We start from the raw sequence: 19,460 nt of genomic DNA on the forward strand, positions 1-19,460 counted from the left end.
CACGGGGGGGCTGTTGTCGCCTTCTTGGGGGTTTTGTCGCTTTGGGCCCCCCGCCGAGGGGGCGGCCCCCCCCCGGGTGACCGCCCCTTCCAGCTGCTAAAGGGTTACTTCCCCTTCGCCGCTTCCTTCAGCTTGGAACCAGCCGAAACCTTGACGCTGTAACCGGCCGGAATGTTGATCGGCTCGCCGGTCTGCGGGTTGCGGGCGGTGCGAGCGGCACGGTGGGTGCGCTCGAAGGTCAGGAAGCCGGGGATGGTGACCTTCTCGTCGCCCTTGGCAACGATCTCGCCGACGGTCTCGGCGAACGCGGCCAGCACGGCGTCGGCGTCCTTGCGGGTCACCTCGGCGCGGTCGGCCAGCGCGGCCACCAGCTCACTGCGGTTCATGTTTGTACTCCCGTGTTCTTTTGCCGTTGAGGCGTGATCGAAGCCGATGCTGCCAGGGTCCTCGGACAGTCCCCGGACCCGGGTCTTGCGTCAGACCCTCGCGCCCGATTACGCATCCTGCCCCCACCTGCGGCGGGAAAGCCAATCCAGCACCCTCCGAAGGGCCGCAAGGCTCATGGTCCGCCACCCTAAAGGGGCGTTTATGGCGTCGCGTCACACGACGCGCCGAGGGTCAGGCGGACGTGGGACCCGTCACAGCGGCCCCCGCGGCCTTCGCGGCGGTGCGCACGGCACCGGCGACGGCACCCGCGACCTTGTCGTTGAAGACGCTGGGGATGATGTAGTTCCGGTTCAGCTCGTCCTCGGCGACGACGTCCGCGAGGGCGCCCGCCGCGGCCAGCATCATCTCCGTGTTGACCGTACGCGACTGGGCGTCGAGCAGGCCGCGGAAGACGCCGGGGAAGACCAGGACGTTGTTGATCTGGTTCGGGAAGTCCGAGCGTCCGGTGGCCACAACTGCCGCTGTCTGGCGGGCGATTGCGGGGTCGACCTCGGGGTCCGGGTTCGCGAGCGCGAACACGATCGCGCCGTCCGCCATGGCCGCCACGTCGTCGCCGTTCAGCACGTTCGGGGCCGAGACGCCGATGAAGACGTCGGCGCCGACGACGGCCTCCTTGAGGGTGCCGGTGAGGCCCTCGGGGTTGGTGTTGTCGGCGATCCAGCGCAGCGGCGAGTCCGCGTCGGCGCCGACCAGGTCCTCGCGGTCGGCGTGCACGACGCCGTGGATGTCGGCCACGACGGCGTTCTTGACGCCCGCGGCGAGGAGCAGCTTGAGGATGGCCGTACCGGCCGCGCCGGCGCCCGACATGACCACGCGGACGTCCCCGATTCCCTTGCCCACCACGCGCAGGGCGTTGGTGAGGGCGGCCAGGACGACGATCGCGGTGCCGTGCTGGTCGTCGTGGAAGACGGGGATGTCGAGGGCCTCGCGCAGGCGTGCCTCGATCTCGAAGCAGCGGGGCGCGGAGATGTCCTCCAGGTTGATGCCCGCGAAGCCGGGGGCGATGGCCTTGACGATCTCGACGATGGCGTCGGTGTCCTGGGTGTCCAGGCAGAGCGGCCAGGCGTCGATGCCGGCGAAGCGCTTGAAGAGGGCCGCCTTGCCCTCCATGACCGGCAGCGCGGCCTTCGGGCCGATATTGCCGAGGCCGAGAACGGCCGATCCGTCCGTTACGACCGCAACGGAGTTGCGCTTGATGGTGAGGCGGCGTGCGTCCTCGGGGTTCTCGGCGATCGCCATGCAGACCCGGGCGACACCCGGGGTGTAGATCATGGAGAGGTCGTCACGGTTCCTGATGGGGTGCTTGGACGCCATCTCGATCTTGCCGCCGAGGTGCATCAGGAACGTACGGTCGGAGACCTTGCCGAGGGTGACGCCCTCGATGCCGCGCAGCTGCTCGACGATCTCGTCGGCGTGCGTCGTGGAGGTCGCCGCGATCGTGACGTCGATCCGGAGCTTCTCGTGGCCGGATGCCGTGACGTCGAGGCCGGTCACCGAGCCTCCGTGGGACTCGACGGCCGTGGTGATCTGGGAGACCGCGGTGCCGCTCGCGGGCACCTCCAACCGGACCGTGTTCGAGTAGGAGACGCTGGGCGCCGTTGCCATGGCCGACTTCCTCTGCTTTCACCTTGTAGCTCTTGCCGTCCGATGGTCGCACCTACCGCCGAGTACGTGGTAGCCGCCCCGGATTGAGAACGTTTTGTTCATCGGCCAGTGCGCTGCGTTTTTGGAAACTTGTTTCCACCATACGAGAAGTTGGGGCTTCGCGGAAGGGGCCTCCGGAAACACGGAAGAGGCCCACGTCACGGGGTGACGTGGGCCTCTCTCGTACGTTGATGACACCGACCCGCCATGCTCGCCTCGCGGCAAGTGGTCGCTCGTAGCGACGAAGGTTGGGCCCGGGGGCTTGGATCGGGCCGGTGCCACATCCAAGGTAACAAACGATCCCCGTAAGGCAATTCCCGTCCCTGCGGGCAAAAGTGTTCTCTCGACCGTCAGTCGCGCAGCAGGTCCGGGACGCCGTCCGCGTCGGGCTCGTCGCGCTCCCCGGAGAGGACCGTGAGCTGCTGCGTCGCGCGCGTCAGCGCCACGTACAGGACGCGCAGGCCCGCCGGGGACTCGTCCGCGATCTCCGCGGGCGAGACGACGACCGTCGCGTCGTACTCCAGGCCCTTGGCCTCCAGGCTGCCGAGCGCCACCACGCGCTCGCCGAGCCCGGCCAGCCAGCGCGCCGCCTGCTCGCGGCGGTTCATCGCCACCACGACGCCGACCGTGCCGTCGACCCGGTCGAGCAGCAGCGCCGCCTCCTCGCGCACCGAACGGCCGAGATCCCCCTCGCGTACGACGGAGAAACGGGGCTCCACACCGGTGGAGCGCACGGCCGATGGCGACACCGAACCGGGCATCGCGAGCGCCAGGACCTTGGCGGCCAGCTCCGCGATCTCGGCGGGATTGCGGTAGTTGACGGTCAGGGTGAAGCGGCGGCGCGGGCGGGTGCCGAGCGCCTCGTCGCGGGCCTCGCCCGCCTCGTCCGGGTCGGACCAGGAGGACTGGGCCGGGTCGCCCACCACGGTCCAGGTGGCGTGCCGGCCGCGGCGGCCGACCATGCGCCACTGCATGGGCGTGAGGTCCTGCGCCTCGTCGACGATGACGTGGGCGTACTCGGTGCGCTCGGCGGCGAGCCGTTCGGCGCGCTCGCGCTGGGACTCCTCGCGCTGCGGCATCAGCTCTTCGAGGCCCGTGAGCAGGTCGAGGGGGTCGAGGTCGCGCTTCTTCTTGGGGCGGTGCGGCGTGCCGAGGATCGCCTGCAGCTCGTCGAGCAGCGCCACGTCGTGCACGGAGAGGGCGTCGCGCTTGAGCGAGCGGGCGACCTTGCGGACCTCGCCGGGGTTCAGGACCCGGCGGGCCCAGCGGCCGAGGCGCTTCTCGTCGGCCATCGCCGAGAGCACGCCGCGCGGGGTGAGCTCGGGCCACCAGGCGTCCAGGAAGTGGATGAAGTCGTCCTCGGACGTGATGTCGTCGTCGAAGGAGGAGCGGAGCTCGGCGGCGAGTTCGGGGTCCGTGTGGCGGCCCGCGGATCCCGACTGGGACCACAGGGCGTCCAGGAGGAGCTTGCGGGCGCGCGGGCGCAGCAGGTTGACGGGGGCGGTGCCGCTGAGCGCGTTGCGGCGGATGCGGTTCAGGTGGTCGGCGTCGAGTTCCAGACGGCGCCCGAACGCGACGACGCGTAGGCGCGTGGGAACGGGGTTTTTCGCCTCGCCTTCGGCCTCGGGCTCGTCCTCGCCGAAGGCCAGTTGCTGCGTGCTCGCCATGCGCGGGTGCGGGTTCGCTGTGCCCACCCGTTCCGCCCCAGCGGAACTGCTGCCCACAGCGCTGTCGGTTCCCGCTTCCAGCGCGCCCCGTGCCGCCTTCCTCAGTACCTTCAGCATCCGCGAGGAACCCTTGGCGCGGGCCACCGCCGGGGAGTCGTAGACCGTGGCCTCCACGCCGTCGACCAGGGAGCCGACCGCGCGGATGGCGACCTGGCCCTCCTCGCCGAGGGAGGGGAGCACGCCTTCGGTGTAGGCGACCAGGAGCGGGGTGGGCGAGACGATGAGGATGCCGCCCGCGTACCGGCGGCGGTCCTGGTAGAGGAGGTAGGCCGCGCGGTGCAGCGCGACGGCGGTCTTGCCGGTGCCGGGGCCGCCCTCCACGTAGGTCACCGAGGCGGCGGGCGCGCGGATCACCATGTCCTGCTCGGCCTGGATGGACGCGACGATGTCCCGCATCGAGTGGCTGCGGGCCTGGCCGAGCGCGGCCATCAGCGCGCCGTCGCCGATCACCGGGAGCGTCTCGCCGTCGAGGAAGGCGGTGATCTCCGGGCGCATCAGGTCGTCCTCTACGCCGAGGACCTTGCGGCCCTTGGAGCGGATGACGCGGCGGCGCACGACCCGGCCGGGGTCGACCGGGGTCGAGCGGTAGAAGGGCGCGGCCGCGGGGGCCCGCCAGTCGATGACCAGCGGCGAGTAGTCCGCGTCGAGCACGCCGATGCGGCCGATGTGCAGGGTCTCGGCGATGTCGGCGGTGTTGTTCTCGCGGACGGCGCCCTCGGCGGGCTCGGTCGCGGTGTACGCGCCGTCGGGGCCCTTCTTGCCGTCCTTGCCCTGGAGCAGGTCGATGCGTCCGAAGAGGAAGTCCTCGAACTCGTTGTTGAGCCGGTTGAGATGGACCCCGGCGCGGAAGACCTGCGCGTCGCGCTCGGCGAGCGCGCCCGGCGTACCGACCTGGGAGCGCTTGGCAGCGTCGTTCATCAGGAACTCGGCCTCGTGGATCTTCTCCTCGAGACGTCGGTAGACCTGGTCGAGATGTTCCTGTTCGACGCTGATCTCGCGGTCGCGTACGTCGGCCACCGAGGCCCCTTTCAAGACGTGCTGCTCGCCCGTACTGAGCAGCCGTCCACCGTACGCGAAAGGGGCCCTTCTTGTGCACTTGTCGGGCGCGGCCGATTCCGCCCCGCGCCCGCTACACGTCCACCTTGACCAGCCGGTCGCCGTCGAAGGTGGTCACCTCGAAGTGGTCGATGTCGTTGCGGTCCATGGCCGCGCCCCCATGGACGTACAGGGGACTGCGCGCCCACTTGTTCGGGCTGTCCTTGATGCCGTAGCCCCACTTCGGCACCGACCAGGTGGACACGGTCTCCTTCTCGCCGTCCTTGCCGACCGCGATCAGCGAGCACTTGAGGGGGCCCTTGACGTTCTTCAGCTCCAGGACGGCGTGCGTGCCCCAGGCCTTCCGCTCCGTGCCGACCGTGGCGGTGACCTTCGTCGTCCGGTCGGTGGCCCGCGACTTCTCCTCCATGTGGTGGAAGAAGGCGTCCTCGGCGGGGCTCGACGGGTGCGGGTCGGCCGCGACCTCCTTGGTGGCGCCGTCGTCGGTCACCGCGAGGACCGTGAGCGGGCCCCCGACGATCAGCGCGGCCGCCGCGGCGACCAGGTACAGGCCGCGCCTGCGCCGGTGGTCGCGCTTGAGCGCCACCTCGTCGACGAGGCGTTCGGCAAGCCGCGGGCTCGGCCGCGCGGCGAGCTGTTCGCCGATCGCGGGTACGCCGCGCGGTCCGGGGAAGTCCGCGAGCGCGGCCAGCATCGGTTCCATGCCGGAGAACTCCTCCAGCTGGTGCTGGCAGACCTCGCACGTGGCGAGATGCACCTCGAACCGTGTCGCATCGGCGTCGTCCAGGATGCCGAGGGCGTAGGCGCCGACGGTCTCGTGGATGCTGTCGTCCTGCCGCGCGCCATGGCGGCCGTAGGACTCGGTCATGCCGTCACCCCCCGCTCCTCGAGCGCCAGCTTCATCGAGCGAAGCGCGTAGAAGACCCGCGAACGGACCGTGCCGCTGGGGATGCCCAGCGTCTCGGCCGCCTCATTGACCGTACGCCCTTTGAAGTAGGTCTCGACAAGTACCTCTCGGTGAGCGGGAGTCAGGTCCTCCAGCGCGTCCGAGAGCGTCATCAGCCACAGCGCCTTATCGATCTCGTCCTCCGCGGGGATGACCTCCAGCGGCGACGGATCGACCTCCTGCGGCCGGGCCTGCCGACTGCGGTGGCCGTCGATGACGATGCGCCGGGCGACCGTCACCAGCCAGGGGCGTACCGAACCGGTCGCCCGGTTGAGCTGACCGGCGTTCTTCCAGGCACGGATGAGCGTTTCCTGTACGACATCTTCGGCGCGCTGCCGGTCCCCCGCCACCAGGCGGAGCACATAGGCGAGAAGTGGACCCGCGTGCTCGCGATAGAGCGCACGCATCAACTCCTCGTCCGGGCCCGTGGGTTGACCGAGACGATGTCGGGGCGGCTGCGGGCGTTCATCGGCCACGGCGGAATCCTTGCGCACGCGTACCTCCGGTGTCCGCGCTTCGGGCGCGTCGGGCGGGTCTCACGACGGAGGTACGTAGCCGGGACGAGCCGTGTTCAACGCGCGGGAACGTCACTGCGGCTACGTCCGTGCGAGCGCCGCCCTGCGACGGTGCCGCGCCACCCGTTCCCGGTTGCCGCACACCTCGCTCGAACACCAGCGGCGGCGCCGCCCGCGCGACGAATCGAGGTACACGATGGGGCAGTTGTCGCCCTCGCACTGGCGCAGCAGCGCGCGGGACGCCGGGTCGGTGAGCAGCTCGACGGCGTCCCTGGCGACGGCGGCGACCAGCGCCGCGCAGCCGGGTTCCGCGCCGAGGACCCGGACCAGGGTGCCGTCCGCGGAGCGCACCGCGCGCGGGGCCGGCGGGGCGGTCGCGGCCAGCGCGTTGACCCGGTCGAGCGCGGCGTCGGCGGGCCGCCCCTCGATCTCGCCGTGCACCAACTGGGCTATGTGGTCGCGCAGTTCGCGGAAGGCGGCGAGCCACTGCGGGCCCGCGTCGGGCAGCCGCGCGGTCGCGGGGACCAGGCCCGCGCCGGTGAGCCAGGCGCGCAGCCGCGCCACCGAGTCGAGCCGTTCCACGGGGTGGTTCGTCGCCACGAGATCCAGGCAGCTACGCCCGGAGTCGAATCGGAGCTCGTACGGAGCCGGGGCCGTGCCCAACGCCATGCGCCTGTCACCGCCTTGGGGGTCACCGGTGAGTGAGTGCCGTTGCGTACCCCCTACAGTGCCCTTCCCCGGGCGGGTCCGGAACCCCTGCCACCGGCGAGACGGCCGCTTATGGCGGTGCGACGCGCGGCCATGGCCGGTGCCGCGCCCGGCCTGTTGACTCCTTCCCATGACACAGGAACGAGTTCCCATGACGCAGGAACGAGCGACGGCACGTCGGGGACGCGGCTCCGCCGGGGCGGTCCTGGGCATCGCGACGGTGGCCATGGGACTGATGGCGGGGACCTTCTACGCCTTCGCGTGCGCCGTGCTGCCCGCGCTCGCCCGCAGCGGGGACCGCGTCTACATCGAGGTCATGCAGCACATCAACGACGTCATCCAGAACCCCGTCTTCTTCGCGGGCTTCTTCGGGGCGCTCGTGTGCACCGCGCTGTCCGCGTGGCAGCTGCGCCGGACGCCGATGCGCCGGTGGGTGTTCGCGGCGCTGCTCGTGTACGCCGCCGCGTTCGTCCTCACATCGAGCGTGAACGTGCCCCTCAACGACGAACTCGCCGCCGCGGGCGACCCGGCGAGGATCGCCGATCCGGGCGCCGTGCGCGAGCGGTTCGAGGACGCGTGGGTGGCGTGGAACGCGGTGCGGGCCGTGCTCTGCACCGTCGCGTCCGGGCTCCTCGTGCGGGCGCTGGTACTGCTCGGCAGGGGCGGCGCGGGTCAGTCGGCGTACTTGGACCCGGCCGCCGGGTCGATCGCGAGCCGGTAGCCGCGCTTGACCACCGTCTGGATCAGATTGGGCGCGCCGAGTGCCGTACGCAGCCGGGCCATCGCCGTCTCCACCGCGTGCTCGTCGCTGCCCGACCCCGGCAGCGCGCGCAGCAGTTCGGCGCGGGCCACGACCCAGCCGGGGCGGCGCGCGAGGGCCCGCAGCAGCGCCATGCCCGCGGGCGGCACCGCCCGCAGCCCGTCGTCGACGAGGACCGCATGGCCGCGGATCTCCAGGCGGCGCCCGGCGATCGGCAACACCCGTGCGCGGGACGGCAGTTCCTGGCAGAGCAGCTGTACGAGCGGGCCGATCCTGAACCGCTCCGGCTGCACGGTGTCCACCCCGAGGGACTGCAACGGCAGCGCGGTGACGGGCCCCACGCACGCGGCGAGCACCTCGCGGCCCAGGGCGGCGAGCAGCTCGTCCTTCATGCCCCGGTCCTCGGCGCGGGCGAGCAGCGAGGCGGCGGCGGGCGCGCTGGTGAACGTCAACGCGTCCACGCCACGGCCGACCGTCGCGTCAAGGAGCCGGTCTACCGGCGCGAGGTCCTCCGGCGGCAGCCACCGGTAGACCGGCACCACCACGACCTCCGCTCCCCCGGCCCGCAGCGCCTCGACGAAGCCGGGCAGCGGCTCCCCGTGCAGCTGGAGCGCGACGCGCCGGCCGGCCACGCCCTGCCCGAGCAGCCGGTCGAGCACCTCCGCCATGGACTCCGACGAGGGCGACCACTCCTCGGTGAGCCCGGCGGCGCGCACGGCGCCCTTCACCTTCGGCCCGCGCGCGAGGAGTTCGACCCCGCGCAGACAGCGGAGCAGCGCCTCGCCGAGGCCCCAGCCGTCGGCGGCCGCCAGCCAGCCGCGGAAGCCGATCGCGGTGGTGGCGACCACGACGTCGGGCGCGTGGTCGATCAACTCCTTCGTCGCGGCGAGGAGTTCGCTGTCGTCGGCGAGCTGCACGATGCGCAGCGCGGGTGCGTGCAGGACGGTGGCGCCGCGCCGCTGGAGGAGCGCGCCGAGCTCGTCGGCGCGCCGGGCGGCGGTCACGCCGACGGTGAACCCGGCGAGCGGGTCGTTCGATGGAGTGGTCGCGTGCATGCTCTGCTCTCGTCCCGCCCGTAGTCCGTGGTGTGTCCGTCCCGCCCGTGGCTCGTGGTCGGCCCGCCCGCGGCCGGTCGCCCGGCGGACGTCCGAGCCTGTCAACGGCGCGTGACGGGCCCGGATCATGCCGATGTCCACGGTGTTACGTCACACCTCTTGCGTCCCACCTCCCATGTCACACCTCGGCGTAGCTGAGCTGCGGCTTCGCCTCCGTGCCCGCCTCGCCCCGCGCGGGGACCACGCCCCGGCGGCGAAGGTATACGGCCCATGTCACCACGGAGCACACGGCGTAGAAAACGAGGAAGGAGACGAACGCCCCGGTTCCCGAGCCCACCGTCTGGAAGGACTGCCGCAGCGCGAGGTTGATGCCGAGCCCGCCGAGCGCCCCGACGGCCCCGATGAGCCCCATCGACGCCCCGGAGAGCCGCCGCCCGTAGGCCGCGGCCGCTTCCCCCGCCAGCCCCTTGCTCTCGGCCTTCGCCTGGAAGATTCCCGGGATCATCTTGTACGTCGAGCCGTTGCCGAGCCCCGTGAGGACGAACAGCGCGATGAACGCGCCGACGAACAGGGGCAACGACTCCCGTACGGACGCGACCACCACCGCACCGGTGGCGGCCCCCATCCCCACGAAGTTCCACAGCGTGATGCGCGCCCCGCCGAGCCGGTCGGCGAGCCGCCCGCCCACCGGCCTGATCAGCGAGCCGAGCAGCGGCCCGATGAAGGTGACCTGCGCGGCCTCCAGCGGCGTGCGCCCGAACTGCGTCTGCAGCACGAGGCCGAAGGCGAAGCTGTACCCGATGAACGACCCGAACGTCCCCACATACAGAAGGGCCATGACCCAGGTGTGCGGGTCGCGCGCGGCGGCCTTGGCGGCACCCGTGTCATTGCGCACGGACGAAATGCTGTCCATGTACCGGAAGGCGCAGACGACGGAGACGAGGATGAACGGGATGTAGATCCCGAGCACCACCCGCGGCCCCCCGCTCGCCCCGATCACGGCAAGCCCCACGAGCTGCACCACCGGCACCCCGATGTTGCCGCCGCCCGCGTTGAGCCCCAGCGCCCACCCCTTCTCCCGCAGCGGGAAGAACGAGTTGATGTTGGTCATGCTGGACGCGAAGTTCCCCCCGCCGACCCCGGTCAGCAGGGCACACACCATGAACGTGGCGTACGACGTCCCCGGCTCCATGACGACGAAGGCGGCGACGGTGGGAAGCAGCAGCAGCGACGCGGCGACGACGGTCCAGTTGCGCCCCCCGAACCGGGCGACGGCAAACGTGTAGGGCACCCGCACGACGGCCCCCACCAGCGTCGCCATCGACACCAGGAAGAACTTCCCGGCCGGATCGATCCCGTACTCGGGCCCCATGAACAGGACCATCACCGACCACAGGCTCCAGACGGAGAACCCGATGTGCTCGGAAAGCACGGAGAACGCCAGATTCCGCCGGGCGACCCGCTCCCCTCCCTCCTCCTTCCAGAACCGCTCGTCCTCGGGGTCCCACCGCTCGATCCACATCACATGCCTCCACGGATAGTCCACGGGTAGCGGCTGATGTGCCCGAAGGTAGGGAGGGCGGGTTTCAGGGCTGTGGCGGGGAGTGACTGGCGGGGAACGTTGCTCTCACCCCGGAGGGGCGGGGGCGGTGAGGGGTCTCTCAGCCGCTCCGCTCACCCCAGGTGCGTGTCCCCCAACGACACCAGCAACCGCCGCAGCGCCCCGTCGAGTGCCGCGCGGTCGCCGGGGGTCAGGGCCGCCAGCATGCGTTCCTCGTTCGTGACGTGGGCGACGACCGCGCGGTCGACGAGGTCGAGGCCCGCATCGGTGAGGCGGACGCGGATGGCGCGGCGGTCGGTGGGGTCGGGGCGGCGTTCGATGAGGCCCTTGCGTTCCAGTTTGTCGAGGCGGTTGGTGATGGCGCCGGAGGTGACCATCGCCGTCTTGATGAGGCCGCCCGCGGTCAGCTCGTGCGGGGCGCCGACGCGGCGGAGCGTGGCGAGGACGTCGAACTCCGCGAACTCCAGGCCGTATTCGACGAAGACCTTCTTCATGCCCTTGCTCAGCAGGTGGTCGGCCCGCTTGATGCGGCCGACCAGGGCCATCGCGTCCAGGTGCGCGAGGTCGAGGTCCGGGCGCTCGCGGCGCCACTGACCGCGCAGCTCGTCTATGGCGTCGGATGCGTCGGATGCGTCGGTCGCGTCCGTGGCGTGCTCGGCGCCCACCACGCACACGACGTCCTCCGTACTCGTATCGGGCCGCTCTGCCGTCCCCTGCTCAGCCATTCCTGCACCTCTTCCTCGCCGGACTTCGCCGGACTTCACCGGACTTCACCGGAGCCAGATCTCTCAACGTTCAGATACTTGACGTTCGCAGATCTGGGGTCCATATTTATCTCAACGTTGAGAATAACAGCGTTCAGGGGAACAGCGAGGGGAAGCGTCATGTCCAGCAGTGCGAGCACCGGCACCAGCACCGGCACCACCTCCGTGGAGCGACCGGCCTCGGGACCGGCTCCGGCCCCCGGCCCCCGCACCTCCGTCAAGGCCGCCGCCGGCATCGCCGCGCTCGCCGCCATCGGCCCGGCGACCTGGGGCACCACCTACGTCACGACCACCGAACTGCTGCCCCCCGACCGGCCGTTGCTCGCCGCCGCCCTGCGCGCGCTGCCCGCGGGCCTCATCCTGCTCGCGCTCACCCGGCGCCTGCCGCGCGGCGACTGGTGGTGGAAGGCGGCCGTCCTCGGAGTGCTCAACTTCGGCGCGTTCTTCCCGCTCCTCTTCTTCGGCGCGTACCGCCTGCCCGGCGGCGTCGCCTCGACGATCAGCGCGGTCATGCCCCTGCTCGTGGCGGGCTTCGGGATCGGCGTGCTGAAGGTGCGGCCCACCCGCCGCACGCTGCTCGCGGGACTCGTCGGCGTCGCCGGTGTCGCCCTGCTCGTGCTGCGCGGCAGCGCGGCGGTCGACCTCGCGGGCATCGTGGCGATGCTGACCGCGACCACCCTGATGGCACTCGCCGTGGTCCTCAGCAAGCGCTGGGGCCGCCCCGAAGGGGTCTCGCTGCTGACGCTGACGGGCTGGCAACTGACCGCGGGCGGACTCGTGCTGGCCCCCATCGCCCTCACCGCGGAGGGCCTGCCCGACCACTTCACCGGCGCCAACATCGCCGGGTACGCCTACCTCGGCATCATCGGCACGGCCATCGCGTACGCCCTCTGGTTCCGCGGCATCGAACGCCTCCCCGCCTCCTCGGTCGCCTTCCTCGGCCTGACGAACCCGGTCGTCGCCACGCTCGCGGGCCTGGTGTTCCTGGGACAGACGCTGACCGTGTGGCAGCTGGGCGGCCTGGTCCTGGTCCTCGCGAGCGTGCTGCTCGGGCAGCAGCGCCGCGCGGCACAGCGCGCGTGACTCCGCCCGCTCCCCCTCTTCAACCCCACCGCCCCACCGCCCCGTTCACCCAGAAGGAGCCCACCCCATGCGCATCACCGTCTTCGGAGCAGCCGGAAACGCAGGCAGCCGCGTCGTCGCCGAGGCACTGTCCCGCGGTCACGAGGTCACGGCCGTGGTCCGCGACGCGGCCCGCTTCACGGAGCTGCACCCCGACGCCATGCACCGCACGGGGGACGCCGGGATCCCGGACGACGTAAGGAAGGTGAGCGAAGGACAGGACCTCGTCGTCAACGCCACAAGACCGGCCCCGGGCCGCGAGCACGAGCACCCCGTCATCACCACGTCGCTCCTCACCGGCCTCGCGGGCACGGGAATCCGCCTGCTGGTCATCGGCGGCGCGGGCAGCCTGACGGTCCCCGGCACGGCGGGGCGCGCGGCCATCGACGACCCGCGGTACGTCCCCGCGGCCTGGCGCCACATCGCCGCGGCGTCCAACGCCCAGTACGACGCCGTACGCACGACGGAGACGGACGTCCCCTGGACCTATCTGAGCCCCTCCGCCCTCTTCGAACCGGGCGCCCGCACCGGCACGTTCCGCCTCGGCAAGGACGAACTCCTGGTGGACGCGGCGGGCAACTCGTCGATCTCCATGGAGGACCTGGCGATCGCGCTCCTGGACGAGGCGGAGCGTCCGGCGCATCACCGGGGACGGTTCACGGTCGGGTACTGAGTCCCGCTCGCGCCCCGGACGCCCACGCCCCCGACCCTCGTGCCCCGGACGAGGAAGGGGGCGGTCGCGCGCCCGCCGGCGCACGACCGCCCCCTCACCCTGCTGGTGGCTGCCGCCTACTTCGCAGCGAACTTCCAGACGACCGGCTCGCCGTCCTCCTTCGCGGCCCAGTGGACCTCGAGGGACTTCGAACCCGCCGGGATCAGGTACGTCTCGCACAGGACGTGGCTCTCGCCCTGCTTCCAGCCCTCGAGGTCCAGCTTGTCCTCGCAGCCGGGCGCGTCCTCGGCCGCACCGATGAGGAGGCCGCCGCGGGTGCCGTCCGCGTAGATCTCCGTGGTGTCCGCGACGTCCGGGGTGTCCTTGAGCGGGGCGCCGCCCTTGTGCGTGTACTTCAGGTGGGCGACCGCGGGGACCATGCCCTTGGCCTTGCTCGGGTCCTGGACCAGCTTCTTGGTCTCGGCCTCGGTGCCGACGTCGATCTTCTGGGCGGCGACGTCGTAGGTGACGACGGCGTCGCCCTCCTTCACCTTCCCGGTGGTGCTGTCACCGGCCGCGAGGGCGGGGGCTTCCTTGGGCTTGGTCTGGGACTTGGGGGCGTCGGCCTTCTTGTCCTCGGACTTGTCGTCGTCACCGCCGCCGCAGGCGGTCAGCGCGAGGGCGAGCACGGCGACGGGCGCGGCGACGCGCAGCGCGGTCTTCTTGCAGAGCAAAACGATCTCCCGGCAGGTGTGGGGCCCCGCCGCATGACGTGCGGTGTTCCCACGCGTGCGGCCGGATGAGATCGCCAGCCTAGGAGGGGGCTGTGTATCGCGTCGAGGCCGTTACAGCCGCCAACCGCATGCACATTAGCGATAGTTACGTACGTCGCAGATATCGCCGAAGGGTTAGGGAGGTCGCGGTTCGCCTGAGCGAATCGAGCATCAAGGCACCGTCAGGCGCGGTCGAACCGCAACCACCCCTCACGCCCGAACTGCCGCCCATCCGCGGATATTTCCCCTCACCCCGCACCTCCTCCACCCCTCGTAACAGTTGCGCAACGCGTCGGTACGGTCACCACCCGCCACACACATCCTTCAGCGTGCGCGGAACCCCTTGCCCGCCTGCCCCGCCCCGTTCGGCCACAGCCGCGGCCCCCGCTTCGCCGCCAGGTCCTCGACCCAGCCCACGGCCACCACCATCAGGCCGGTCAACGGCCAGACCAGCAGCGTCATCCACAGCATGTACGTCGTGTCGAGCGCCGAGCTCCAGCGTTCGTCCCCCATGAACGGCAGGTCGTACGCCATGTCGATGACCGGCACCGTCGCCATGATGAGGACGTTGTGCCAGAGGTAGATCGTGACCGCCCTGTTGTTGGAGAGCGTCACCAGCTTGTCCCACCTGGCGAGCTTCCCCGGCAGCTCCTGCCACGACGGGGCGTAGGTGAGCAGGATGACCACGAAGCCGAGCGACCAGGTCGCCTGGGCCAGCGGAATGTCGTTCAAGTCCCAGCCGTCCGGACCGAGATGGCCCGAGGCCCACCACAGGCCGAACGCCATGATCAGGGCCGAGACCGACACCGCGAGATAGCGCGGGACACGGGCGAGCAGGCCGTCCTGGTGGGCGAAGCCGAGGACCCAGCAGCTGCCGTACACCGCGAAGTCCGAGACCGCGTTGCCCGTCTCGCCGGGGATCGTGACGAGGCCCGTGCCGACCACCGCGGTCAGCGCGAGCGGCGCGAGCAGCGTCGCCCACGGGAACCTGCGGAACGCCCGGAGGAGGAGGGGCGAGGCGATCACGAACCACAGGTACGCGCGGATGTACCAGAGCGGACCCGCCGCCTGCGCGGGCCAGGTGTCCTCCAGGAGGCCCGCCTTGTCGCCCAGGTGCCAGGGGAACGGCGGCGCGCCCACCGGGAACACGTAGGTGAGCAGGGACACCAGACCCCAGGTGCCGCCGTGGTCGGGGTCGTCGCCCACGCTCCAGCCGCCCGCGAAGAGCAGGAGGAGCACCGCGGCGCTGAACACCCACAGGGGAGGCAGGAGCCTGCGGATGCGTCCCCTGATCACTCCCCACGCGGGGCGCTTCAGGGAACGCGCCATCAGCGAGCCCGCCAGCGCGAACATCACGCCCATGGAAGGGAAGACGATCGTCAGCCAGGCCCACCCGAAGAGGTGGTAGACGACGACGCGGACGAGCGCGAGCGAGCGCAGGAGGTCCAGGTAGCGGTCCCTGCCGGGCTTCTTGGGAGCGGCGGCCCGGGCCGCGGGAGCTTCCGTCGGCATCTGCGGCAGCGGCCGCGTCCCACCGGGTACGTAACCGTGGCTCATGCGACGGGCCTCCGGTCATGGCCGCCCGTCCGCTGCCGCGGGATGGCACCGGGCGCCTCCACCACTCCCGTGCGCCGGAGCTTCTGCCAGCGAAGACGGCCTCCGGTGAGCGCGGTGATCCAGGACTGCAGCAGCACGACGTACATCAGCTGCCGGTAGAGGATCTGCTGGAGGGGCAGCGAGATCAGATGGGTCATCCGTTCGCGGTCGAGGCGGAAGGCGTACGCGGCGCACACCGCCTGGATCGCGAGGACGCCGAGCCACGCGGCGACGGTCTTCTGGGTGGGGCCGAAGACCAGGCCGTAGAGCAGGAACACGTCGATGAGCGGTGCCAGGAGCGGGGCGAGCACCATGAAGAGGGAGACCAGCGGCAGGCCGACCCGGCCGAAGCGGCCGGAAGGGCCGCCCTCGACCAGCGCGCGGCGGTGCTTCCAGATCGCCTGCATCGTGCCGTACGACCAGCGGTAGCGCTGGGACCACAGCTGCTGGACCGACTCCGGGGCCTCGGTCCACGCGCGCGCGTTCTCCGCGTACACGACCCGCCAGCCGTCCCGGTGCAGGGCCATCGTGATGTCGGTGTCCTCGGCGAGCGTGTCGTCGCTCATGCCGCCGACCCGTTCGAGGGCCGAGCGCCGGAACGCGCCGACCGCGCCGGGGATGGTCGGCATGCAGCGCAGCAGGTCGTACATCCGGCGGTCGAGGTTGAAGCCCATCACGTACTCGATGTGCTGCCAGGCGCCGATGAGCGAATCGCGGTTGCCCACCTTCGCGTTGCCCGCGACGGCGCCCACGCGCGGGTCGCCGAAGGGCTGCACCAGTTCGCGTACGGTCGACTGCTCGAAGACGGTGTCGCCGTCCATCATCACGACGATGTCGAAACGGGCGTTCATCAGGCCCCTGTTGAGGGCCGCGGGCTTGCCCGCGTTGTGCTGGCGCACGACGCGTACGTTCGGCAGGTGCAGGCCCTCCACGATGCGGGCGGTGCCGTCCGACGAGCCGTCGTCGATGACGATCACCTCGATGGGGTGGTCGCCCGCCATCAGTGAACGGACCGTCGCCTCGATGCACTTGGCCTCGTTGTACGCCGGGACGAGGACGGAGACCGGCTCCGTGACCTGCGGGCCCCACCGGAAGTCCCGCCTGCGCACCCGGCGGGCGTGCACCGCGGAGAGCAGCAGCATCAGGCCGAAGCGGGTGAAGACCAGGACGCCGATGACGGCGAGCGCCACGACGAGGCCGTCGGTGATGTGCTCCGAAGCGCCGACGAGGAAGATCCAGGCCTTGCCCTTCCACAGGTCGACGCCGGTGACCGGGGTGTGCGCGCTGGGTGCGTCGAGTGCCTCGGTGAGGTTCCCGAACTCGTAGCCCTTCTTCTGGAGTTGGGGCACGAAGCGGTCGAGCGCGGCGACGGTCTGCGAGCGGTCGCCGCCGGAGTCGTGCATGAGGACGACGGCGCCCTTGCCGCCCTGGGGCGTGGCCCTGCGGATGATCTCGTCGACGCCGGGGCGCTGCCAGTCCTCGCTGTCGGTGGTGTTGACGACGGTGAGGTAGCCGCGACCGCCGACGTACTTCGTCACCGGGTACGACTTGTCGTCCATCGCGTCCGCGAAGGACGAGTACGGCGGCCGGAACAGCGAGGTCCGGATGCCCGCGGCGCCCGCGAGCGCGAGCTGGTTCTGCGAGAGCTCCCAGTCGATGCGGCTCGTGGACTGGTAGGAGAGATCGGGGTGGTTGAAGGTGTGCAGGCCCACCTCGTGCCCCTCGTCGACCATGCGCCGGACGAGGTCGGGGTGGCGCGATGCCATGGTGCCGGTGACGAAGAAGACGCCGTGCGCGTGGTGTTCCTTCAGGACGTCGAGAACCTTGGGCGTCCACTCCGGGTCGGGCCCGTCGTCGAAGGTCAGGACGGCCTTGTGGTCGGGCACGCTCAGCGTGGTCTCGCGGCCGCCCCTGGTGTCGATGACCGGGCCGCCTTCAAGGATCTTCTCCGGTACGTGTGCGGTGGGCGCGGGCGGCCGGACGCGGTGGTCGGCGAGGATCTCGCTGTGCACGTACCCGCGCAGCATCAGCATCGCGAGCAGCGCGACGAGGAGCAGCGAGGGCAGCAGATACCGCATGGGCAGGCGGCGGCGCCGGGAAGCACTCGGGGCGTGACTGTTCCGGGAGCGGCCGGAACGGCCCCTGTTGGTACGGGAGTTCATCGCCGGGCGTCCCCCGACGAGGACTGGGCGCCCGAGGCGGACTGCGTGGCGGGAGAGGTGTATCCGACGGGGACCTCACCGCCACCACCGCCACCGCCGCCGTCGCCATTGCCGCCGTTGCCGCCCGGCTCCGGGCTCTGCGTGGGCGGGCCGGTGGGCGGGTCGGTCGGGGTGGTGGGATCCGGGTCCGGGTCCGTGGTGGCGCCGGTCGGGTCCGGGTCGGGACCGCCGTCGCCCGTCGGGCCGGGGCCGGGGTCGGGCCTGCCGTCGTCCGTGGGGTCGGGGTCGGCCGATGTGCCGGGCCTGCCGCCGGTGTCGCCGTCGGCCGAGGGGTCGGGACCGCCCGTGGCACCGGGCTCGGCCGTGCCTCCGGCCTCGTCCGTCCCGCCCGGCGAGGGTGTCGTACCGGACGACACGGACGGCGCGATGGCGTCCGCGGGGCGGTCGGGCGTGTCCACCTTGCTCGCGGGGCGGTCGTCGTCGGGGCCCTGCACCGGCAGCCAGGGAGCGCTGGAGTTCCCCGAGAGCAGGGTGCCGACGATGATCACGGCATAGACCGCGCAGGCGATGCCGACCACCATCCCGACGCGGCGGTATCTGCGGCCGCGGCGCCCCGTCTCGTCCACGAACACGGGACCCTCGGCGGCCGCGCCCGCCCCGTCCTGACCGGGTTCGGCGGGCAGGTCCGCCACCTGCCGTCCCAGTCCGTCGATCTGAACGGTGACCTCGTTCGGATCATGAGTGTGACCTGGAAGGTCATCTTCTCGCCACGTTTGCATGCGTACGCACAACCCCCCACATAACCGGCTTGGGTGCGCATACGACCCCGGGCGCCTGCCGTCCGAACCGGGCCCCCACCCGGTCCGAGCGCTCCCCTCATCACGCTGCGCCCGCGCCATGAACGTAGCGCCGACGGTGACAGGAGGAGCCCTCCGTCAGGTGCGACTCATCATGATGAGTGCATCCTTGGCGGGAACCCATCCATCCGAGGGCTTCTCCAGCCATCCTTCCTCCGCGGCAAGCTCCGCGGCAGCGGCGCGCAAAGCGGTAACTCCCGGATGAACCAGACTCTTTCGCCACACGAGCGACACGGGTGACAGCGGAACGGGGTCGACCAGCGGCCGCAGCACGGCGCCCGGCATGGCCGGAAAGCCCACCACGGCCAGGACCGGATTCCGCTTTTTGGCCATCAGCCGCCCGAACTCCTCGGCGCCGACGGCGAGCGGCGCGGGTGGCGCGATCTCGATGCCCCGCCCCTCGAAGAGCAGGGCCGCGAGATCGGTCCACTCCGGAGTACGGGGATTGCCCGCCCCCGCGTACACGCTCTCGCCCGCGAGCGCGGCCAGCGGCACCGCGTCGAGCGCCGTCAGCGGATGCCCGTCGGGCAGCAGCACCGCCATCGGCTCGTACCGCACGGGCTGCTGGTCGAGTCCGGCCCGCAGCGCCGGGTCGAGCCCCGCGAACCGCCCGAAGGAGACGTCGAGACGCCCGGCCGCCATCTCGGCGGCGGCGCCGGTGAGTCCGCTCTCGAACCGGGCCATCAGCTCGCAGTCCGGGGCGAGTTCACGGGCCCGCTCCAGGACGCGCCCCGAGATCAGCCCCGGGCTGTTCAGATCGACGAGCAGCGGCCGCGCCGCGCCCGTGAAGGCGGCGACCAGGTCCTCCTGCGCCGCGAGGACCCGGCGCGCGTACGGCAGCAGCCGCTCGCCGTCGGCGGTCGGCGTGACCTGCCGTGTCGTACGGACGAACAGCGCGACGCCCAACTCCCTCTCCAGGCGCCGCACATCACGGCTCAGCGCCTGCTGTGCGACATACAGCCGCCCGGCGGCCCGGGTGAAGTGCAGCTCCTCCGCGACCGCGACGAAGGCGCGCAGGAGTCGGGGGTCCACGTCACGGCGTACGACTGGCTCTGCGGTCATCGCAGGAACCTACAACGGAGGCGCGTGAATGGGCACCCAGAAGGTGTTGGACC

17 protein-coding genes are annotated in these 19,460 nt (G+C 71.4%); 3 read left to right on the plus strand and 14 right to left on the minus strand.

The features are described 5' to 3' along the window. Positions 1 to 104 precede the first annotated feature (104 nt). The 6 genes from ACFWZ2_RS28940 to ACFWZ2_RS28965 form a co-directional block, all read right to left on the minus strand. Complete coding sequence (locus ACFWZ2_RS28940; RefSeq protein WP_016645140.1) at positions 105 to 386, minus strand: HU family DNA-binding protein; 282 nt, start codon at positions 384 to 386, stop codon at positions 105 to 107. Positions 387 to 618: 232 nt separating this feature from the next. Further along, entirely contained in the window at positions 619 to 2,052 is a 1,434-nt protein-coding gene (locus ACFWZ2_RS28945; protein ID WP_384550559.1) for an NAD-dependent malic enzyme, read from the minus strand. A gap of 389 nt (positions 2,053 to 2,441) precedes the next feature. Beyond that, positions 2,442 to 4,835, minus strand: coding sequence for a HelD family protein (locus tag ACFWZ2_RS28950; RefSeq protein WP_384550561.1), 2,394 nt, complete (start codon positions 4,833 to 4,835; stop codon positions 2,442 to 2,444). 112 nt (positions 4,836 to 4,947) lie between these two features. Further along, positions 4,948 to 5,742 (minus strand): anti-sigma factor family protein, encoded by a 795-nt coding sequence (locus ACFWZ2_RS28955; RefSeq protein ID WP_384550563.1) that lies wholly within the window; start codon positions 5,740 to 5,742, stop codon positions 4,948 to 4,950. Next, on the minus strand, positions 5,739 to 6,314 hold the full coding sequence (locus ACFWZ2_RS28960; protein ID WP_384550565.1) for a sigma-70 family RNA polymerase sigma factor: 576 nt from the start codon (positions 6,312 to 6,314) through the stop codon (positions 5,739 to 5,741). The genes ACFWZ2_RS28955 and ACFWZ2_RS28960 overlap by 4 nt, the downstream gene beginning before the upstream one ends. 102 nt (positions 6,315 to 6,416) lie before the next feature. Then, positions 6,417 to 7,004: a CGNR zinc finger domain-containing protein gene (locus ACFWZ2_RS28965; protein ID WP_384550567.1), complete on the minus strand. Its 588-nt coding sequence runs from the start codon at positions 7,002 to 7,004 to the stop codon at positions 6,417 to 6,419. 190 nt (positions 7,005 to 7,194) lie between these two features. Here ACFWZ2_RS28965 and ACFWZ2_RS28970 point away from each other — a divergent pair, with 190 nt between their 5' ends. Further along, on the plus strand, positions 7,195 to 7,764 hold the full coding sequence (locus ACFWZ2_RS28970) for a DUF1772 domain-containing protein (protein ID WP_384550569.1): 570 nt from the start codon (positions 7,195 to 7,197) through the stop codon (positions 7,762 to 7,764). On the opposite strand, the gene ACFWZ2_RS28975 is transcribed toward ACFWZ2_RS28970, so the two are convergent. From ACFWZ2_RS28975 to ACFWZ2_RS28985, 3 genes are all read right to left on the minus strand, one after another. Then, complete coding sequence (locus ACFWZ2_RS28975; RefSeq protein WP_384550571.1) at positions 7,716 to 8,858, minus strand: uroporphyrinogen-III synthase; 1,143 nt, start codon at positions 8,856 to 8,858, stop codon at positions 7,716 to 7,718. The two genes, ACFWZ2_RS28970 and ACFWZ2_RS28975, sit on opposite strands and share 49 nt — an antisense overlap. A 178-nt stretch (positions 8,859 to 9,036) precedes the next feature. Further along, positions 9,037 to 10,380: a nitrate/nitrite transporter gene (locus ACFWZ2_RS28980; protein ID WP_384550573.1), complete on the minus strand. Its 1,344-nt coding sequence runs from the start codon at positions 10,378 to 10,380 to the stop codon at positions 9,037 to 9,039. A 152-nt stretch (positions 10,381 to 10,532) separates the two neighbouring features. Beyond that, positions 10,533 to 11,144, minus strand: coding sequence for a MarR family winged helix-turn-helix transcriptional regulator (locus ACFWZ2_RS28985; protein WP_384550575.1), 612 nt, complete (start codon positions 11,142 to 11,144; stop codon positions 10,533 to 10,535). 159 nt (positions 11,145 to 11,303) lie between these two features. On the opposite strand from ACFWZ2_RS28985, the gene ACFWZ2_RS28990 reads away from it, so the two are divergent. After that, on the plus strand, positions 11,304 to 12,266 hold the full coding sequence (locus tag ACFWZ2_RS28990; protein ID WP_384550577.1) for an EamA family transporter: 963 nt from the start codon (positions 11,304 to 11,306) through the stop codon (positions 12,264 to 12,266). A 67-nt stretch (positions 12,267 to 12,333) separates the two neighbouring features. Then, entirely contained in the window at positions 12,334 to 12,978 is a 645-nt protein-coding gene (locus ACFWZ2_RS28995) for an NAD(P)-dependent oxidoreductase (RefSeq protein ID WP_384550579.1), read from the plus strand. 116 nt (positions 12,979 to 13,094) lie between these two features. Here ACFWZ2_RS28995 and ACFWZ2_RS29000 read toward each other — a convergent pair whose 3' ends face one another. The 5 genes from ACFWZ2_RS29000 to ACFWZ2_RS29020 all read right to left on the minus strand — a co-directional run bounded on the left by ACFWZ2_RS29000 (position 13,095) and on the right by ACFWZ2_RS29020 (position 19,407). Next, positions 13,095 to 13,691, minus strand: a complete 597-nt coding sequence (locus tag ACFWZ2_RS29000) for a hypothetical protein (protein ID WP_384550580.1) — start codon at positions 13,689 to 13,691, stop codon at positions 13,095 to 13,097. 363 nt (positions 13,692 to 14,054) lie between these two features. Next, complete coding sequence (locus ACFWZ2_RS29005; RefSeq protein ID WP_384550582.1) at positions 14,055 to 15,242, minus strand: acyltransferase; 1,188 nt, start codon at positions 15,240 to 15,242, stop codon at positions 14,055 to 14,057. Positions 15,243 to 15,283: 41 nt separating this feature from the next. Then, entirely contained in the window at positions 15,284 to 17,488 is a 2,205-nt protein-coding gene (locus ACFWZ2_RS29010) for a glycosyltransferase (RefSeq protein WP_384550583.1), read from the minus strand. Then, positions 17,485 to 18,180, minus strand: a complete 696-nt coding sequence (locus ACFWZ2_RS29015) for a hypothetical protein (protein ID WP_384550584.1) — start codon at positions 18,178 to 18,180, stop codon at positions 17,485 to 17,487. Before ACFWZ2_RS29015 ends, ACFWZ2_RS29010 begins: the two co-directional genes overlap by 4 nt. Positions 18,181 to 18,423: 243 nt before the next feature. Next, positions 18,424 to 19,407, minus strand: coding sequence for a LysR family transcriptional regulator (locus ACFWZ2_RS29020; RefSeq protein WP_384550586.1), 984 nt, complete (start codon positions 19,405 to 19,407; stop codon positions 18,424 to 18,426). Positions 19,408 to 19,460: the final 53 nt, after the last annotated feature.

This window comes from Streptomyces sp. NPDC059002, from assembly GCF_042740435.1.
GTDB lineage: Bacteria > Actinomycetota > Actinomycetes > Streptomycetales > Streptomycetaceae > Streptomyces.